This is a genomic window from Pseudoalteromonas sp. Cn5-37, from assembly GCF_021532495.1.
In the GTDB taxonomy this organism is placed as follows: Bacteria; Pseudomonadota; Gammaproteobacteria; order Enterobacterales; family Alteromonadaceae; genus Pseudoalteromonas; species Pseudoalteromonas simplex.
Window position 1 is genome coordinate 1 of sequence record NZ_JAKGBA010000022.1, and the last position, 19,809, is coordinate 19,809.

Consider the following 19,809-nt stretch of genomic DNA (forward strand, 5'->3'; position numbering starts at 1 on the left):
TGATAGCTGATAGCTGATAGCTGATAGCTGATAGCTGATAGCTGATAGCTGATAGCTGATAGCTGATAGCTGATAGCTGATAGCTGATAGCTGATAGCTGATAGCTGATAGCTGATAGCTGATAGCTGATAGCTAACTCCTCACCTATATTTTTCACAAAATGATAGCGCTGTCATTTTAGTTTTTATATGATAGGAACGAATTATTAACAAAAATGAAAAATAGTACGCAGAAATACCGTACACTCAGGGCTTAAACGAGGAGAAAGTAATGGGTTTTAAAAAGTCACTATTCGCGGTAATGCTAGCGACTGCGCCTTTAATGGCTAGTGCAGCATTAACTCAATCACAAGTTGATCAGTTTGCGAAAGGTACCGAACTGTTGTTTTCGGTAGAAGATAACTTTCGTAATAAAGATGCGGGCTTTTTAGGAAAAATTACTCTTAATAATGGCTCTGATGTGGCGTTACCTGCGGGCGAGAGCGACTGGCAGCTTTATATTCACTCAGTTCGTAAAATCTCAACCGAACATGTTGCGGGCCTAAACATTGAACACGTTAATGGTGACTTGCACCGCATCGTACCAACGAGCTCTTTTAAAGGTTTAGCAGCAGATAAAAGTTTAGAGCTGCCGTTCGATGCGCAAGTATGGATTGTTGCTTATAGTGACTTTATGCCACGGGCATTTTTTGTTTCGGGTAAGAATAAACCAGCCGTATTTGCTAATACCGACACAGAAGACTTTAAACAGTTTGTGACGCCATTTACCCGTGAGAATCAGTTACGCCGTTACAATGAGCCAAAAGATTTATCGGTTTTAGCAACGGCAAAAGTACGCTTCGAGCGTAATAGCACAGATAAGGTGTCGATCAGTAAAGAGGATGCTTTAAAGCGTATTATTCCTAAGCCTCGTAAAGTCGATTTTAACCTTGGCAGTGCGACGCTAAACAATAATTGGCAAATCAGTTATCAAGGCCAGCTTAAGCACGAAGTTATGGTGTTTATGCAAGACTTACAAGATGACTATGGCATTAGCCTTAAAGCACAGCCTGATCATATCAATGTCGGTAAAGACAAAGTAATACGCTTAAAAGTTGACCCTAAACTCAATAATGCAAAAGCTGAAAGCTACACTCTAGAGATTGATGATGAAGTGATCACCATTGTAGGTAGCGATAACGCCGGTGTGTTTTATGCGATGCAAAGCTTATTAAACCTCATTCCTGCAAATAGCCAAGGCAGTGCCAGCTTACCGCAGTTAGAACTTGAAGACTCACCGCGTTATGGTTGGCGTGGTATGCATTACGATAATGGTCGTAACTATCATGGCAAAGAAGCAATGTTCAAGCTGGTTGAGCAAATGGCTCGCTATAAAATGAATAAGCTACACTGGCACTTTTCAGAAGATGAAGGTTGGCGACTTGAGATCCCAGGTCTACCAGAGCTTACCGACGTTGGCGGCTATCGCTGCTTTGATTTAGAAGAGCGCGAGTGCTTATTAACTCAGCTTGGCACAGGGCCATTTAAATCAGGCTCTGGCAACGGTTATTTGAAACGTGACGAGTTTGTTGAGCTATTAAAGTTTGCGAAAGACCGCCACATTCAAATCATCCCTGAAGTTGAAGGGCCAGGCCATGCGCGTGCCTCAATCAAAGCGATGGAAGCGCGTTATCACAACATGTTAGAAGAAGCTGAGAAAGCCGCTAAAAACAACATTAAAACGCGCTCTGCAAACAAAGAAATTCAACACATAGATATGGGACCAGCAACGCAATACTTGCTTACCGATCCTAAAGATACCTCTGTGTACATGACGGTACAAAACTACAAAGATAACTCAATGAATGTGTGTATGGACTCTACCTACGCATTTTTAGATAAAGTAACTTATGAACTTCAGCAGATGTACCGCGAAGCAGGTGTGCAGTTAAAGAACTTGCATATTGGTGGTGATGAAGTTGGTGCTGGTTCGTGGATAGGCTCGCCAATCTGTCAGGCGCTATTTGCCGATCCAAATAACGGTGTAGCTGGCCCCGCTGATTTAAAACCTTATTTCACACAACGTGTTGCTACCTTACTTGAAAAACGCGGTATTTCTCCGGGGATTTGGGAAGATGGCATCATGTATGACCGCGAAAACTCGTTTAAACGTGATGAGTTCCCTAATAAAACCTTTACCGTAAATACTTGGGATAACATTTGGGAATGGGGCGTTGCCGATAGAGCATACCGCCTAGCAAATGCCGGTTACCAAGTGGTGTTATCACACGGTACGCATTTGTATTTTGATCACCCATACGAAGCAAGCCCTGAAGAGCGTGGTTATTACTGGGCCACTCGTTACACAGATACTAAAAAAGCCTTTAATTACATGCCAGATGACGTGTATGCCAATGCCGATTACACCCGCACTCGTGAGCCAATCGTTAATTTAGAAGCGTTGGTGGGCCGCCCATTACCTAAACTTGAAAAGCCAGAGAACATTCTGGGTATGCAAGGTCAGGTATGGTCAGAAACAATCCGTACTGAAGAGCAAGTATTAGCAATGATCTTCCCGCGTATTCTGTCAGTGGCAGAGCGTGCTTGGCATAAAGCCGATTGGGAAGGCGAAAGTGTCGATATTAAAAAACAAGCAAAAGACTGGGCTGAGTTCTCAAGTGCAGTCGGTTTAAAAGAGCTTGAGAAACTAGCTAAAGATGGCATCAATCTGCATTTACCAGTACCTGGCGGTGTGATTGAAAATGGTAAGTTGTATGCCAACAGCGCATTTGCTTATTTGAGCATTGAATACAGTCTAGACAACGGCCAAAGCTGGCAAACTTATGCCGAGCCTGTGAAGGTTGATAACAATACAAAAGTTGCGCTACGCACCCGCTTAAACGCACAGCAAACCAGCCGCGTGACCGTTGTGGGTGAGTAATGTTTTTGCGATAAATAAATGTGACGCCTATAGAAGAATGTAGGCGTCATGTTTTGCATTAAAACTACTTCTATTCACAAAGAGGATAAGAGGGCGCTTCGCTTAAGAGAAGTAATATTGAGGTTCCCTCATTCTCTTCTCATTTACTCCTCTTTGTGCAAAGACATATTGAACCACAGAGAACACAGAGGCGCTGCGCGCTACACAGAGAAACCAAATTATCACAATGAGGGTAAGAGGGCACTTCGCTTAGAAGAAAACAAAAAAGCATTATTATTACTTCCTCATTTTCTTCTCATTAACTTCTCTTTGTGAATATATTTTCGCGCGAAATAAATTTCACGCCTACATCGAAGACATCTAATCGCACAAAGAGGATAAGAGAGCGCTTCGCTTAAGAGAAAATAATGTTTTGGTTTCCTCATTCTCTTCTCATTCACTTCTCTTTGTGAGTACATTTTCGCGCGAAATAAATTTCACACCTACGGTATCTAAAATAAATATGTCAGCGCTGTCATTTTTGTTGCGATAGTGTTATAAATATTTAATATCTCTTTTATATAATCATCTGAATGAACAGCGCTGTAGAGTCGAGATGTGCTGTTATGGGAAATGTTATGTCTGAAATAAATAAACAAAGCAGTGTAGTGCCGATGGCGATTGTTGCCACGCTGTTTTTTATACTGGGTTTTGCTACGTGGTTAAATGGCTCACTGATGCCATTTTTACAGCAAATTTTGCAGCTATCACCTTTTCAGGCATCGCTGATTATTTTCTCGTTTTATATCGCGGTGACTTTTACGGCTTTACCTTCGGCGATGATCATCAGAAAGGTAGGTTATAAAAACGGTATGGCGCTGGGTATGGCGACCATGATGGTGGCAGGTTTGCTATTTATTCCTGCCGCAAAAACACAAGTGTTTGCACTGTTTTTATTTGCGCAGCTTGTTATGGGGGCTGGGCAAACGTTATTACAAACAGCGGTTAACCCATACGTAGTAAGAATTGGCCCAGAAGAATCAGCCGCGGCTCGCGTTAGTATTATGGGTATATTAAATAAAGGTGCGGGTGTTGTTGCACCGATTGTATTTACCGCACTGATACTCAGCGACTTTAAAGGCTTTGTAGGTAAAGAGCTTAGCCAAACTGATATTGATGCCATGGCTAATGGCTTAATCTTACCGTATTTAGGGATGTCTATTTTTATTGGTATACTCGGCTTTGCGGTAACTAAAATGCCATTGCCAGAGTTAATTGATGACGACGTTGATGAACAGAAACCGGGGCAGGTAAAAGAAGCATTAAGCCATCCGAGTCTTGCCTTAGGGATAGTGGCACTTTTTGTCTATGTAGCTGTTGAAGTAATTGCCGGCGATACCATTGGTAGCTTTGCGTTGTCGTTAGGTATTGAAAAATACAGTGTTATGACATCGTACACCATGGGGTGTATGGTACTAGGTTACTTTTTAGGGATTTTACTTATCCCACGAGTGTTATCGCAGCAAACAGCACTAACTATTTCAGCGGTATTGGGCTGTGTGTTAACGCTAGCGATAGTTACAGGTAGTAATGAAACTGTATTTATATCAACATTGTTTGGCCTAAAATCGGTACTGCCTGATACCTTATTGCTCATTGCTGTGCTAGGCTTTGCTAATGCGATTGTTTGGCCTGCAGTTTGGCCGTTAGCATTATCTGGTTTAGGTAAGCTAACTAGTGTAGGCTCTGGTCTGCTCGTTATGGGTATAGCTGGTGGCGCATTCGGCCCATTATTTTGGGGCCTAGCAAGTGGCGGCGTAAAAAGCGCAGAAGCACAACAAATGGCTTATATTGTGATGTTGCCTTGTTATTTATTCATACTTTTCTATGCTGTTAAAGGCCACAAGATGAAAAGTTGGAAGTAATTATGAGTTTGAGGTTGGGCGTAAAATGCACCGCCTTGAACTTTGAAAAGCATTTCTAGTAAATAGAAATAATCCCGTGTGTAATGCCACCGAAAGGTGGCATTTTTTGTTTGAAATTTAAGGTTCTCGTTACACAGAGTAAACCACTTATATTCACAAAGAGGATAAGAGAGCGCTTCGCTTAAGAGAAAGTAATATTGTGGTTTCCTCATTCACTTCTCTTTGTGCAAAAGAAATATTGAACCACAAACAAACCCGAACAGCCAAAGCTGACGGCTTTTAGATCTGAAAACAGGTTTTAAAGATAAATCTTGAAATTCAAAATAAAAAATATTTAGGAAAATATAGGGATTTACTAAGGGGGAGAAGTGGGGCGACTGATGGGGCTTGAACCCACGACAACCGGAATCACAATCCGGGGCTCTACCAACTGAGCTACAGCCGCCACTGAGATACACCTCGTTTGGTGTGGCGCGCATATTACATAATTAACTTAGGCTTGTGAACCCCCTAAATTAAAAAAAGTAAAAAAAACTTACTTGCTTCAGAAAATTCAGAAAAGCAGGTTTAGTCAGTTAGTGTTCAGTTTCGGTATTTAGACTTGCGACTTTTGCAATTGAGCAATTACTCATTTTTTAGTTTGACTGTAATTTAATGATTTTTTAACCAAAGATCATATATAATTTGAACAGCGTTATGCTAAAAATGAACTTCAGGAGAGAATATGGATACAATAATGAACTGGATCAATGAGAATTCAGGTTTAATCATACATTACGCCGTTCAGGCTGTTCTTGCGCTAATCATTTTCTTCATCGGTGGTCGTATCGCAAAATTTTGCGAAGGGATGACTGAAAAAGCATTTGATAAAAAGAAAGTAGACAAAGCCGTAGGTTCATTTGTAGCAAGCATTGTATATGCTATTGTTTTTGCAGCAACTATCTTAATGGCACTATCTCAACTTGGTATTGAGACAACATCATTCATTGCTATTTTAGGTGCGGCTGGTTTAGCTGTAGGTCTAGCACTTCAAGGTTCACTGTCCAACTTTGCATCAGGTGTTTTAATCATCCTACTTCGCCCTTTCAAATCAGGTGACTATGTAGAAGCCGGTGGTAAAGCGGGTACTGTTAAGAAAATCGAAATTTTCTCTACAGAATTACGTACACCAGATAATAAAGTAATTATCATGCCTAACTCATCAATCATGGGCAGCCCAATTACAAACTTCTCTCGTGAATCAACTCGTCGTATCGATTTAGTAATTGGTGTGGGTTACGATGCAGACCTTAAAGAAGCAAAAGCAGTTCTTAAATCAGTATTAGATAAAGAAACTCGTTTATTAAAAGATCCAGCATACACAGTCGCTGTATCTGAGCTTGCAGATTCAAGTGTGAACTTTGTAGTTCGCCCGTGGGTTAATTCATCAGATTATTGGCCAACGTATTTCGATCTAATGGAAAACATTAAGATCGCATTAGATGACGCAAATATCACGATCCCATTCCCGCAAATGGATGTTCATTTGCATAAAGAAGATTAATCACAAGTAGTAAAGGTTATTTTTTAATGAAATTAAAAGCTTTATCAATTCTAGTTGCAGCAAGTGCTGCAACTAGCGCATTCGCAGCAGATGAAACCAAAACTTGGGATGTAACCAGTGAACTAGGTGCCATTATTACAAGTGGTAACACTGAAACAACAACACTAAAAGGTGGTGTTAAGGTTTTACATAACCTAGAAAACTGGAATAACGAGTACAAGTTAGACGGTCTTTATAAAGAAGATGAGATCGAAAACGACGACGGTGTTAAAGAAACACAACGTACTAACGAAAAGTACTCAATCTCTGCACAAGGTAACTACAAGTTAAACGAAAAGCACTCACACTTATTCATCTACGGCTCGCACGTATCTGATTACTTTGGTGCATATCGCAACGAATCAGTAATCTCAGCAGGTTATGGTTTACGCGTAATCGACCGTTCTGATATGTGGTTAAACGCTGAAATCGGTCCAGGTTATAAGTATTTCCAATACCCTGATGACAGCACTGAAGTTGATGAAAACGGTAACTCACTTGCCGGCGAGCGCGAAGGTGAAGTTATCGCGTTAGGTAAAGTTGATTATAACTGGCAGATTTCAGACAGCGCACGTTTTACTCAGTTAGTATCAGTTGAATATGGTGATACCAATACTAAAACACGTTCAGAGTCTGCAATTCTTGCCAAAATCAACGGCTCACTACAAATGAAAGTAGCTTACAACATCACTCACAACTCAGACGTTGCGGATGATAAAGAAAACACAGATACAGAAACTTCATTAACACTGGTTTACAGTTTTTAACTATATAAACCGTTTTGTTGACATTTTAATGACAAAAAGGGACGAAAGTCCCTTTTTTATTTCTTTTCATTTCAGGTAGAATACACAATCTTTTTTGACTGTAGAACTATGGATATCCCTACTTGTGATGTTTTTTAAAAGACTATTCCTTACTTTTTTATTTCTTACCACTTCATCGGTATTGGCATTTACTCCTACTGCAGCTCAAATAGAGCAATTCAAAAAATTACCAAAAGCGCAACAGGAAGCGTTAGCAAGACAATATGGAGTCGATTTATCTAGTATTGGAAATCAAGGGGCTTTAGGTAATGACATTGCTGAAGAGCCTGTTGCTACAGTCAAACCTCGAAAAAGTATTGAAGCGGAACCTCTTACAGATGAGCAAAAATTCAATCCTGAATTGAATAAAGTTATGCCTTTTGGTTATGACTTATTTGCAGGCGAACCAACTTCATTTATGCCAAGTGAGAATGCCGCTGTACCAGATACTTATCTTGTAGGCCGGGGAGACACTCTTGATGTTAACTTCTATGGAAAAGAAACTCAAAACTATAACGTAGTTGTTGATAGAGAAGGGCGTATAAGTATCCCTAATTTATCACCTGTACAGGTTGCTGGGCTTACTTTTGCTGAAGTAAAAGAGCTTATCAAAGCTAAAGTTGAACAAGAAATTATTGGTGTTAAAGCATTTGTTGCAATAGGTCAACTACGTAGTATTCGAGTAATGGTATTAGGTGAAGCTTATATGCCTGGTAGTTACAGTGTTTCATCACTTACAACTGTATCGCATGCACTATTTGTTAGTGGTGGAGTGTCTGATATTGCTTCATTACGTAATATTCAAGTTAAGCGTGCTGGCAAAGTTGTTGCTAATTTTGATTTATATGATTTATTGATCAATGGTGATAGTAGTAACGATATCATTCTTAAGCCAGGCGATGTTGTTTTTATTCCACCAGTTGGTGCGCAAGTCGCTGTTGAAGGGTTAGTTAAACGACCTGCTATTTTTGAGCTGAAAAAAGGCGAAACAGCAGCACAGTTATTAAAAATGGCGGGAGGTTTAAAACCGCAAGCTTATGCGAAAAAAGCAATTGTTGAACGCTTCAATAACAATAATATGAAGGAAGTGTTGTCGGTTGATTTTAGTGGAAATGAAATAGACTATACCCCTCGTGACGGTGACCGAGTTCGATTTAATCCCATAAGCTTACAATATCAAAATAGCATCAGCTTGATTGGTGCTGTTGCACGCCCTGGGCATTATCAATGGCATCAGGGTAAACGAATTGCTGATGTATTAACTTCGGTACGTGGTGATTTACTTCCTCAAGCTGATCTAGCTTATGGTTTATTGATACGAGAAGTTAATATTTCGGGTGATATTGAGGTGCATCAGTTTGATATTGCACAAGCAATTGTTAAAGTGCCAGAGCATAACTTAGCCTTAAAAGCTAATGATAAACTCATGGTATTTAGCCGCTACGAAAGTAGATTTGATGAAGACATTGCATTAAAGAACATGGCGCTGAGCGAAGAGCAACAAATTCAGCAAACAAAAGTAAAGCAGTGGCACTCATTTCAGCAATCAAAATTTGAAAAGTTTGTTGGTTTAAAATCGACAAAAGTTAAACAAGTTGATGAAACAGAAGAAAAATCAGTTGCTGAAATCTCTAAAAAGAAAGCAATAGAGAAAAAAGAAGGCCTTCAACCTGAAGATTATGCATTATTTAGTCGAAATAACTTATTAAAACCAGTTATAGCAAAGCTAAAACAACAAGCATCTGTAAAATCAGCTATTCAGCTTGTTGAAATAAATGGTCACGTAACATATCCAGGAGTTTACCCGTTAACAGTTGGAAGTGAAGTAAATGAATTAATAGCTGCTTCAGGTGGGTTACTTGAATCATCATATTTAGAGCAAGCAGAGATAACTCGAGTGGTATCAACTGCTAATTCTGAAATTGAACATATTAAATTTAACTTAAATGATGCAATGCAAGGGAAAGTCGCTGCCAATAAAGTACTGAAAAGTAAAGATAGCATTAATATTTTCGCAATACCTAACTGGCAAGAAAATGTAAAAGTTGAGCTCAAAGGTGAAGTTAAATTCCCAGGTATCTATACCATTCGTCGTGGAGAAACATTAACTAACTTATTAGAACGAGCAGGTGGCTTCTCTGAGTTTGCAGAGCCAAATGCTGCCATTTTTACACGTGAGTCAATTCGTCAACAAGAGCAAAAGCAATTAGCTAAGCTAGCAGAGGATTTACGAAGAGATATAGCAACGAAAAGCTTCGAAAAATCAGTTAGTAGCACGCGACTTTCTTATGATGAAATGAATAAGCTATTACTTGATTTGGCAAATGTTGAAGCCGTAGGTCGTTTAGTCATTGACTTACCTCTCATTGCGGAGAATAAACAAAATCTAGTGCTACAAAACGGTGATACGCTTTATGTTCCGAGTCTACGAGACTCAATCAGTGTAATTGGTGAAGTAAATTACACCACGTCACATTTATATAAGCCTGGAGTGAGTGTCGATCAATATATTGACCTAAGTGGTGGTCTAAAAGAGCGTGCGGACGAAGACAGAATTTACATCATTAAGGCAAATGGTTCTGTAGCCATACCGAATACAGGTACTTGGTTCGCTGTGAATGATTCTAAGTTATTAGAAGCTGGCGATACGATTGTTGTACCTATGAACTCTGACTATATGGATAACTTAACACTGTGGAGCACAGCAACACAGATTGTTTATCAGTTAGGTGTAGCGTTAGCTGCAATTAGTAGTATTTAGATTTTTGGAAAATTTTAAAATGCCTGAATTTAATCTAGCTCATAAACTTGATACTCCATTACTTAGCTCTCAGTTAAAAAAAGGCCGTTCGGTAAGAGCTCCCAAATATGCATATAACTCAATAGATGTGTATGTTTTTTGCCCTGAAGATAAACTGGAGTTACTTAAAAGATCTCTTATAAATTACGATGTTAATTTCATTTTTAATGACTATTCGTTAAAGAACTTAGATAAAAAAATTATTACTCACTTTGATAATTCTTCACTATCAGATGAAAAGAGAAACTTTCTAGTTGCAGCAACTGAGCTCGGTGCTTGGGTAGAGCCACTTGTAAGCTATTTAGATAAAAGGATGGGTTATACAGAGGTCACTTTGTTGCAAAGTAGCTACTTTTTGCATCAAAAAGCATTTTCTATACTAAACACAAAAAGAACTCAAGTTGCTAAGCGCATTATAGATCTAATATTAGCATCGATACTGCTCATATTATTTTCACCTATTGCATTAATTACATATCTATTCATTAAGTTTGATAGTCCAGGCCCTGCTATCTTTAAGCAAAAGCGAGTTGGCCAATATAATGAAGAATTTAACGTTATAAAGTTTAGATCAATGCGTATAGATGCTGAGGTTAATGGTGCAAAATGGGCGGAAAAAAACGATGAAAGAATAACAAAAGTGGGACAATTTATTCGCAAAACTAGAATAGACGAAATCCCCCAACTTATTAATGTTATTAGAGGTGAAATGTCTATTGTCGGGCCAAGGCCTGAACGTGAAGTTTTTATAGAAGAACTTGAAAAGGTTATCCCCTATTATCGTTTTAGGCATGCTGTTAAACCAGGAGTAACTGGTTTAGCACAAATTAGCTATCCATATGGTGCCTCAGTAGAAGATGCAATTTGGAAACATAAATACGATATTCATTACATTAAACACCATAGCACCATAGTTGATATGAAAATACTGCTTAAAACTATAAAAGTGGTGATCTTTGGTCAGGGTAGATAGTTACCATTTAGGTGAAGAATATAATTTAAGTTAATAAAATCAATAGCTTAAAAATTGAAATTAAAAGATGATTTATAGTTAATAAAATGACAATACAATTACAGAAACATGTATCTAAATCTAAGAATGAGCAGGTAAAAGAGCTCCCTGTAACATTTTTAGACCTTCTTGAGGCTATTTGGCAAGGAAAGTGGGTAATAACTATATGTGCTATTGCATTTTTATTGTTAGCTGTTGTGTACGCAGTATTACAGCCAAATATATATAAATCTACTTCTTTGCTTACGCCATCCCAATCAAACTCAGGATCTGCTCTAGGTAATATGTCTAGTCAGTTGGGGGGGCTTGCAGCTCTAGCTGGTGTAGAGCTAGGTGGCAGCGAACAAGATCAAGCTTCATTAGCCGTACAAATTTTAAAATCTAGAGAGTTTGTATCATATTTTATTAAAAAGTATGATCTGCTAGTTCCCATTATGGCCGCGGAAGGCTGGAGTTTAGAAACGAATGAACTTCTATACGACTCAGAAATATACAATGTGAACGAAGATAAATGGCTTAGAGAACCTTCAGGGTTGGTAGGTGCAAAGCCTTCACTCCAAGAAGCATATGAAGTGTTCATGGAAAAGTACTTTTATATATCACTAGATAAAGAAAATGGTTCATATACGATTTCCGTTGAACATTACTCTCCATATATAGCTAAAGAATGGGTAGAGTTGTTGAACTACGAAATAAATGAGGTAATGAGAGAAAGAGCAAAACAAGAATCAAAGGAAAATCTTAATTATTTGAACTCTCAGTTAGATAAAACTCGTGTAGTCGAGATGCGAAACACTTTTTATGAATTAATCAAAGAGCAAACAAGAAGTTTAATGTTAGCTGAAGTCCAAAAAGATTATGTTTTTAAGGTAATAGATCCTCCAGTTGTTCCTGAAAAAAAGGTTAAACCAAGTAGAGCTCTTTTAGCAATTGCAGGACTAATCTTGGGGTTAACGATAGGGCTTATGATCGTTTTTATTAGCTTTGTAATTAAGAATGACAAGAAATATTATTCGTAACTCAAGGCTAAGTTAGTAATGTACTTATTTACTACTTTTGTTTCTGTTGTCTATCTGTTTCTACTAGAAAGGAAGTTTCATAAACTAGCTTACTTGTTGGTCATATTGCCTGTTGCGCTTTTCTTCTATCAAGTGCCTGCATTTCAACTCGATGTGGGAACTGATTACATGTCTTATGTAGATATGTATAAGTATGGGTATAACATTGAATATTATTATAGTAAAAAAGAGTATGTTTTTTATGTTATATTAAAAATAGTTACAACTTTAGGGATGGGTGAGCAATCCATATTTTTGCTAGTATCAATAGTCTATACCTTTTTTTGGGTTTTTTTTATTTTTCTGCTTAAAAAGGAAAATTATAAAGTCTGGATACTTGTATTCCTTTACTTCACAGTTACTGGTATTTATCAAAATCAATTGAACGGCTTAAGGCAGTATATGGCAATATCGGTAATGCCTTGCCTTTTTATACTTCTATACAATAGAAAGTACTGGATTTCAGCAGTTTTAGTGATATTTGCATCTCTTTGCCATGCATCATTTATTATTGTTTATCCATTTTTAGCTTTTCTATTTATTAAACCCACACCAGTTAGAGTGGTAACTATCTTTTTCTTAACAGGTGTTGTGTATGCCTTAATACTACCAAAGCTATTACCCTTATTAGTTGAATTATTGTTTGGATCATATTTAGGTTACTTTGAGAGTAAACTATCAGCTAGTGCAAATCTTTTTTCTTTAATAACAAAGTTATACTATGCACCTCTAATATTGCTTTCTATGCATTGCTACTATCAGGATGTTAATAAAGGTTTATATAATAAAAATCATGATATGCTCATGTCATTTTTTATGATTGCGGCTGCAACATATTGGCTTTTTGTTGTTAACCTATATTTCGGGTTTTTCGGAAGAGTTGCTCAGTACTTTATGATTTTTTATATTTTTCCAATGTACTATTTAATTGATAGATATATAGAAAGAAAAAAAGTTTATTCAGTGGTAATTATTTTTGCTTATATCTTAATACCATATATTTTGAAAGTTACCGTTCTAGCAACTTCTGAATATGATTATCAATCAATTTTATCTGGTTTCTAATCCCATGAGCTCAAAAAAAGTATGTATAGTTGCACCAATTCACATTTGGAATGACGTGAGGGTTTTTAAAAAACAAGCTGTATCTTTAGAAAATAGTGGATACGAAGTTTGTTTGGTCGCTAGAATGCCGAAGGAACAGGATGGTTTAACAGTCAACAATATAAAATTAATTAGATCTAAGTTATCAGATAAAGGGAAAGTTTCTAGGATATTACTTATCTATAAAGTTTTTTTTCAGGCATTAAGTTGTAGAAGTGACATCTATCATTTACATAACCCAAATACTATCCCTATTGCTTTTTTGTTGCGACTATTTGGAAAGAAGGTTATTTATGACACACATGAGGACTTTTCTCAGAGATTGCTCTTTAGAGATTGGATCCCGAATAATTTAAAAAAAATATCTTGTCATATTGTTTCTATCCTAGAAGCTATAACAGCTAAGGTTTCGAATGGAGCTATAGGCACCCAAAGTGCAGTTGTGAGAAGGTTAGGTAATAAAGCTATTTTAATTGGTAACCAGCCACGCTTTAACGAGAGTTTGCTTAAGGAAGTCGACAAAATAAAGCATAGCTTAAAGTACGATAATAGTGTTTTTAGGCTTGTTTACCTTGGTAGTATTAATAGCTCGAGAGGAATTAGCGATATAGTTAATGCACTTGAACTTATTAACAATAAAAGCCCTGTAAGATTATGGTTATTAGGTGAAATAGGTAATGATTACCTGCAAGAACTGAAAGCTTTACAAGGGTGGAACTACGTAGATTATTTAGGTTGTTTAGACCAAGAGTTAGCTTTTTCATATGTCTCAATGTCAGATTTAGGAGTTATCTATATACATGACGTCGGAGATCATGCATTTACTGATCCAAATAAGTTATATGAGTATATGACTTTTGGTAAACCTTTTATTGCGAGTGACTTTAATCATTGGAAAGAAAAATTATTAGGTTTTGAGGCTGGTAGTTTTATTACACCTAATTGCCCCGGTTTATTTGCTGATAAAGTAATAGAACTTATAGGTAAACCAAATTTACGTAAAACTATGGGGGAAACTGGTCTACAATATGTATCTCAAAATAATTGGGATATTGAATTTAAAAAGTTAAAGAAGTTGTATAGTGAAATTGTTTAAATGAAAATATCATCATTATTTAAGATAGCTAAAACAAAGTTAACTACTATTGTGAATTATCATAAAAATATTAGCCTTTATGGTAAAGATAACTGTATTTTGGTTAACTATTTTAAAGGGGTTCCTAACTGGGGGGACGATCTTAATGAGTATCTAATTGAGAAAGTTTCGGGAAAAAAGGTTGTTATATATCCTTATTCTAAGAAAAAGCATATCCTAGGAATTGGCTCTATCTTACATCGTGCTAAAAATAACAGTGTCGTATGGGGTAGTGGATTTATTTCTGAGAAAAGTAGTACCCAAAAAAATCTCGATATTAAGCTTCTAAGAGGTCCCAAGACGGCCAAAAAACTAAATTGGTCTGGTTTAGAGTTTGGAGATCCAGGTATCTGCATTAGAAACTTTTATTTTCCAGATATAAAGAAAAAATATCGTTATGGCTTAATACCGCATCATGTGGACAAGATGCACCCAGCTGTCTTAAAGCTAACTAAACGTGAAGATGTATTGCTAATAGACATTCAGCAAGATATTGAACCATTTATTGATCAGTTACTTTCGTGTGAAAGAATTATTTCTTCATCTTTGCACGGGTTAATCGCTTCAGATTCATATTCGATTCCCAACTTACATGTAGTTTTTTCCGATAAGCTATTAGGTGGAAAGTATAAATTTGATGATTATGCGCTTGGGATATCCGGAAAAGTGCGAGAAGCTCATACAATAACAGAGGACTCTGATATTGAAAGTTTTGATAAAGAGTTTTACTTTAATGCTGTTTCAGATGAAAAGATAGCTCATATATTGAATCTTTTTCCGAGAAACGTTTAAACATGCATTTAATCAAACGGATCTTCCACGATTCCTTTTTCAAACAAACACTAGGCGTGTTCTTAATAAAGATAATCTCTTCTATTCTAGGATTTACAACTACAGTCTTACTTGTAAAAAAGCTGGGAGGAGAAGAGTCTAGCTCTTATTTTTTTCTAATAGCTTTAGTATCAGTTTGCACTGCTATAACAACTTTTGGTTCGCCTGATGCGATTTTAAAGTTTTCAGCTATAAATAGAGGAGTAGGAAAACTTGTTAGGCTAGTAATAAGAAAAACATGCATGTTCGCTTTTTCGGCATCAATACTAGCTGCTGCTGTTATATATTTTGTTAACAATATTGAATTGTTATCATCAGAAAAGCTGTTTGTTTTAACCGTTTTTATAATTTTACCTTTAGCTTCAGTTAACCTAGTACTCTCAGCAGCATTGCAAGGTATAGGAAGAGTTGTTTATGCCATGGTTGCATCTGGAGTCTTACAGAGTGCGTGTGTACTTTCAGCTATCTTTTTATTTGAGCTAGATTATTTAGGTGTAGTACTTGCCTTGGCTTTTGGATATTTTTTATCCTCTATCTTTTCAATCTACTTTTTAAAAATAGATTTGAATAACAAAGATAAAAAACACAATTTAAGCGGATTTAAATCTACATGTAAATCAATGTTTGTTAGTCAATGTGTCATTCAGTTTAATAATCATTCAGCTATTCTTCTTTTAGGGCTATTGTGGGTAGGCACCGATATATCAGTCATGGCTATTGCTATGAAACTTACTACATTAATATCTTTTATAATAATTGCTGTTAATAGAGTTTTAGCTCCACAAATCGCTTCTAAATATGAAAAAGCAGATATTGCTGACTTACAGTTGATTATAACTAAATCTGCACGTTTTATGTGGCTGTTTTGTCTACCCGCCATTCTACTGATAATAGTCTTTAGTAAAGAATTGTTAATTCTAATAGATCAGGCTTACGCCGAATATTCGAAGGTATTAATCATGCTTGCTATAGGGCAAGTAGTTAACGTCTTAACCGGAAACGTTGGCTTATTACTTTCAATGACTGGTCATGAAAAAGTCCAAAAGAATATACTAATAGTCAGTCTTTTAGTGTCGTTGGCTATGGGTTTTATGTTGGTTCCTGAATACGGCCCCTTCGGTGCATCAATCATGATGACCACAAATATTGCTTTGGTTAATCTTTCTTCTTATTTTTACGTTTTAACCAAGTTAAAGTTAAATACAATGAAATTGTTATAGGTTTTATGAAAGTTAAGGTTAGTGTACTCATTCCTGTATATGGTGTGGAAAAATATTTAGATACTTTTCTGCAAAGTTTAACAGAGCAAAGCTTGTTAGAAGCTGAGTTTATAGTAGTTAATGATGCTTCTCCCGATAAATCACACGAGATAATTAAAAAGTATCTCAAGAAAGACGATAGATTTATCTACATAAATAAAAAAGAAAATGAAGGACTTTATAAAGCTCGTCAGGATGCTTTTGATAAGGCAAGGGGTGAGTATGTCATTAATTTAGACTCTGATGACTACATATCTTCATGCTTTTTAGCTGATATGTGTAATTTTGCTGATGAAAATAAGCTCGATATAGCAGTTTCTAATGTATCCTTGGTAGATGATGACGGAAACCCTATAAATAACTCAAAGGCTAAAAACTATTCAAAAGATATTATTTTTTCAGATAAAAATATGACATCATTACTCACTTTACCTTACGCCACTTGGTGCAGATTGTATAAGCGAGAACTTTTAGTTGAAAATAGCTATCAGTATGAAAAGGGTGAGCTATTCTTAACTAACTTTCACTTTATAAATAGCATTCGCTCAGGGCTGGTTGCTAATGCAGTTTATTTTTATAGAATAAGAAACAATAGTATGTCATCTGCATCAAACTCTTCAAAAAAATTACAAAAAAATATGACAGAAGAATCTATCCTTAACTTTAAAAACGAATTGATTAGTCTAAACATTCAACATTCAAGAAAGCAGGTTTTTAACCTTTTTAATTATTTATCATTCGCAAAGCTAAACTTTATATCCTGTGTTTATGGCTGTGAAATAAAAAGGTATAAGCTGTTGAAAAGTAGGATAAGTAATTGTTTTCCAGTAGAGTCTTTTGAACTATCACAGAGTATAGGGCTACTGCCAAGAGAGTTAATGATTTTTTTAATATGTGAAAAGTTAAGGCTAACTCCGATATTGTTGTATATAAAAAGTAAAATGACAAAATAGTAAAAGGCTAATGAAGTTTTATGGTAGAAGAAAAGGCGTTAGTCTCGGTGATCATGCCGACCTACAATGCAGAAAGCTATTTAGCTGAGAGCATTAATTCAGTAATAGCTCAAACTTACAATAATTGGGAGTTATTAATAACAGATGATTGTTCGACAGATGATACAGTTGCTATTGCTAAAAAATATGCAGACTCTGATTCTAGGGTTAAGTTATTTATTCAGCCACAAAACCAAGGAGCAGGAGCAGCTAGAAATAATTCTATTATGAATGCTAAAGGGAAATATATTGCATTCTTAGATGCGGATGATTTGTGGTTACCTGAAAAGTTAGAAAAACAAGTCGCTTTTGCAACGAAGAACAACTACGCATTTACATATACAAGTTACCAAAAGTTTTCTAACGGTAAAGTTTCTACAGTTGTACACCCTCCTAAAAGCACGACATATAGCAAATTAATGTACAGTAATGTAATTGGTTGCTTAACTGCTATGTATGATGCAGAAAAACTAGGCAAAAAATATATGCCATTAATTCGTAAGCGGCAAGATATGGGCTTATGGTTAGATATTCTCAAAGAAACACCCGCAGCTTATTGCCTAAAAGAACCTCTTGCATATTACCGTGTAGGGGTTGGAATGAGCGCTAATAAAATTAAGATACTTTCATATCAATGGCGGTTTTATAGAGATGTAGCAAAGCTTAACTTTTTTAGAGCTATGTTTACCTTTAGTGTTTATGCACTCAAAGGATTTAGCAAACACCGTCAATAAAGCTGCTTTAGGAAGCAAGTTATTAGTGGGTGACATCAGGCCCGCTCAAGCAATCATTGCCAATGAAAAGCTTATTCAGCTTGAAAAGACATTGCTAAAAAATGAAAAAATTATAAATCTATAAATTAGTGGTTTGTTCTCGTAAAGGGTAATAACAATTTTGTAATAGACACGCTTAAATTCTCTGCGTATAATCGCCGGCTCATAAAAACCAATCCTTTAGGGTTGGTTTTAGGGAAAATGAGCATTTCAGGTGTGACTATGGAAAGTTGGTACTTACTTTTTTGTAAATCAAAACAAGAGCTAAGAGCTCAAACTAACCTTCAAAACCAAGGTTTTGAAGTATTCTTTCCCGAACATAAAATTGAGCGAATCGTAAAAGGTCGCCGATCAATTCGTACGTCTCCTCTTTTCCCTAATTATATATTCATAAAGTTATGTACGAAAAACTGTAACTTTTCTGCGGTAAAAAATACTCGAGGCATAAGTGGCTTTGTTACATACGGTCAGCAATTTCAGCTTGTTTCAGAACAGTTGATTGCGCAACTCAAATCTATGAATGATATGTGTGAGATAACTTCTGCGTTACCAAAAACGGGGGATGTTGTTTATTTGAATACAGAGTCATTTAAAAACGTACAGGCTATTTACCAAGAGCCAGATGGCGATATGCGCAGCATACTTCTCATTAATTTGCTGAATAAACAAATAAGCGTAAGTGTAGAAAATAAAGAAATCAGTTTATAAATCGTGCTCCAGCGCGATGTTTATGTAGGATCGGCTTTAGCCGTGAACATGCTTTAAATGTTCGGTGTTAAACCACCTCCTACAGAACGGGTAATACGTAGGAACGGCTTTAGCCGTGAACATATTCAAAATGTTCGGCGTTAAAACACCTGCTACAGAACGGGTAATACGTAGGAACGGCTTTAGCCGTGAACATACTCAAAATGTTCGGCGTTAAAACACCTCCTACAGAACGGGTAATACGTAGGAGCGGCTTTAGCCGTGAACATACTCAAAATGTTCGGCGTTAAAACACCTCCTACAGTGTAGGCTTTGTGCTTTAACATGAAAAAATAACAATAAAATCAGTACGTAGGAACTGCAACCTAGGGGCGGAAGCGTGCCCGAAGGGCTAGATAAGCAAATAGTTTTGCTTTCAAGCTGAAGCGAGAGGAGCTCTGCGACGAACTGGAACGGAAGCGTGCCCGAAGGGCTAGACAAGCAAATAGTTTTGCTTTCAAGTTGGAGCGAGAGGAGCTCTGCGACGAACTGGAACGGAAGCGTGCCCGAAGGGCTAGACAAGGCGTAGGCGTCACGCTTGCTTGACGCGTCTCAAACACGGCACTGCTGCGAACATTTCGCGCGATTTAAATTTCACGCCTACAAAATGATGAATGCCGAAGGGCTAGACAAGGCGTAGGCGTCACGCTTGCTTGGCGTGTCTCAAACACGGCACTGCTGCGAACATGTCGCGCGAAATAAATTTCACGCCTACATCAAAGACATTTAATCGCACAAAGAGGTTAAGAGGCGCTGCGCTGAAGAGTAAACAAAGAAATATCTGTCTTACTCATTTACTCTCGTTTCCTTCTCTTTGTGCTAAAAAGAACTAGTAAAGGATATTCACAAAGAGGCTATGAGACGCTGCGCTGAAGAGTAAACAAAGA

General features: G+C 36.9%; 14 protein-coding genes and 1 tRNA gene. 14 read left to right on the forward strand and 1 reads right to left on the reverse strand.

Annotation, left to right across the window (positions count from 1 at the left end):
* Positions 1 to 270 precede the first annotated feature (270 nt).
* On the forward strand, positions 271 to 2,919 hold the full coding sequence (locus tag L1266_RS17530; RefSeq protein ID WP_235378011.1) for a family 20 glycosylhydrolase: 2,649 nt from the start codon (positions 271 to 273) through the stop codon (positions 2,917 to 2,919).
* A gap of 617 nt (positions 2,920 to 3,536) precedes the next feature.
* Positions 3,537 to 4,823, forward strand: a complete 1,287-nt coding sequence (nagP, locus tag L1266_RS17535) for an N-acetylglucosamine MFS transporter NagP (RefSeq protein ID WP_138601626.1) — start codon at positions 3,537 to 3,539, stop codon at positions 4,821 to 4,823.
* Positions 4,824 to 5,192: 369 nt separating this feature from the next.
* Here the strand turns inward: nagP and L1266_RS17540 are convergent.
* Positions 5,193 to 5,268 (reverse strand) — tRNA-His (locus tag L1266_RS17540).
* Positions 5,269 to 5,547: 279 nt separating this feature from the next.
* Here L1266_RS17540 and L1266_RS17545 point away from each other — a divergent pair.
* The 12 genes from L1266_RS17545 to rfaH all read left to right on the forward strand — a co-directional run bounded on the left by L1266_RS17545 (position 5,548) and on the right by rfaH (position 18,883).
* On the forward strand, positions 5,548 to 6,366 hold the full coding sequence (locus tag L1266_RS17545; RefSeq protein ID WP_054552509.1) for a mechanosensitive ion channel family protein: 819 nt from the start codon (positions 5,548 to 5,550) through the stop codon (positions 6,364 to 6,366).
* 26 nt (positions 6,367 to 6,392) lie between these two features.
* Positions 6,393 to 7,172 carry a DUF481 domain-containing protein gene (locus L1266_RS17550; protein WP_054552510.1) on the forward strand — a complete coding sequence of 260 codons (780 nt, stop codon included), beginning with the start codon at positions 6,393 to 6,395 and terminating at the stop codon, positions 7,170 to 7,172.
* Positions 7,173 to 7,299: 127 nt separating this feature from the next.
* The gene (locus L1266_RS17555; protein ID WP_235378037.1) at positions 7,300 to 9,972 is read left to right on the forward strand and encodes an SLBB domain-containing protein; all 2,673 of its coding nucleotides are present in this window, start codon (positions 7,300 to 7,302) and stop codon (positions 9,970 to 9,972) included.
* A 19-nt stretch (positions 9,973 to 9,991) separates the two neighbouring features.
* Positions 9,992 to 10,984, forward strand: a complete 993-nt coding sequence (locus L1266_RS17560; protein WP_235378012.1) for an exopolysaccharide biosynthesis polyprenyl glycosylphosphotransferase — start codon at positions 9,992 to 9,994, stop codon at positions 10,982 to 10,984.
* Between the two features lie 86 nt (positions 10,985 to 11,070).
* Entirely contained in the window at positions 11,071 to 12,042 is a 972-nt protein-coding gene (locus tag L1266_RS17565) for a Wzz/FepE/Etk N-terminal domain-containing protein (RefSeq protein ID WP_235378013.1), read from the forward strand.
* 168 nt (positions 12,043 to 12,210) lie between these two features.
* Positions 12,211 to 13,146, forward strand: a complete 936-nt coding sequence (locus L1266_RS17570; RefSeq protein ID WP_235374328.1) for an EpsG family protein — start codon at positions 12,211 to 12,213, stop codon at positions 13,144 to 13,146.
* Complete coding sequence (locus L1266_RS17575) at positions 13,115 to 14,281, forward strand: glycosyltransferase (RefSeq protein ID WP_235374327.1); 1,167 nt, start codon at positions 13,115 to 13,117, stop codon at positions 14,279 to 14,281. Before L1266_RS17570 ends, L1266_RS17575 begins: the two co-directional genes overlap by 32 nt.
* Positions 14,282 to 15,112, forward strand: a complete 831-nt coding sequence (locus L1266_RS17580; protein ID WP_235378014.1) for a polysaccharide pyruvyl transferase family protein — start codon at positions 14,282 to 14,284, stop codon at positions 15,110 to 15,112.
* 2 nt (positions 15,113 to 15,114) lie between these two features.
* Entirely contained in the window at positions 15,115 to 16,371 is a 1,257-nt protein-coding gene (locus L1266_RS17585; protein WP_235378015.1) for an oligosaccharide flippase family protein, read from the forward strand.
* A gap of 5 nt (positions 16,372 to 16,376) precedes the next feature.
* Positions 16,377 to 17,363, forward strand: a complete 987-nt coding sequence (locus L1266_RS17590; RefSeq protein WP_235378016.1) for a glycosyltransferase family 2 protein — start codon at positions 16,377 to 16,379, stop codon at positions 17,361 to 17,363.
* A gap of 20 nt (positions 17,364 to 17,383) precedes the next feature.
* Positions 17,384 to 18,136, forward strand: a complete 753-nt coding sequence (locus tag L1266_RS17595; RefSeq protein ID WP_235373743.1) for a glycosyltransferase family 2 protein — start codon at positions 17,384 to 17,386, stop codon at positions 18,134 to 18,136.
* 261 nt (positions 18,137 to 18,397) lie between these two features.
* Complete coding sequence (rfaH, locus tag L1266_RS17600) at positions 18,398 to 18,883, forward strand: transcription/translation regulatory transformer protein RfaH (protein WP_235373744.1); 486 nt, start codon at positions 18,398 to 18,400, stop codon at positions 18,881 to 18,883.
* The last annotated feature ends 926 nt before the right edge of the window (positions 18,884 to 19,809 follow it).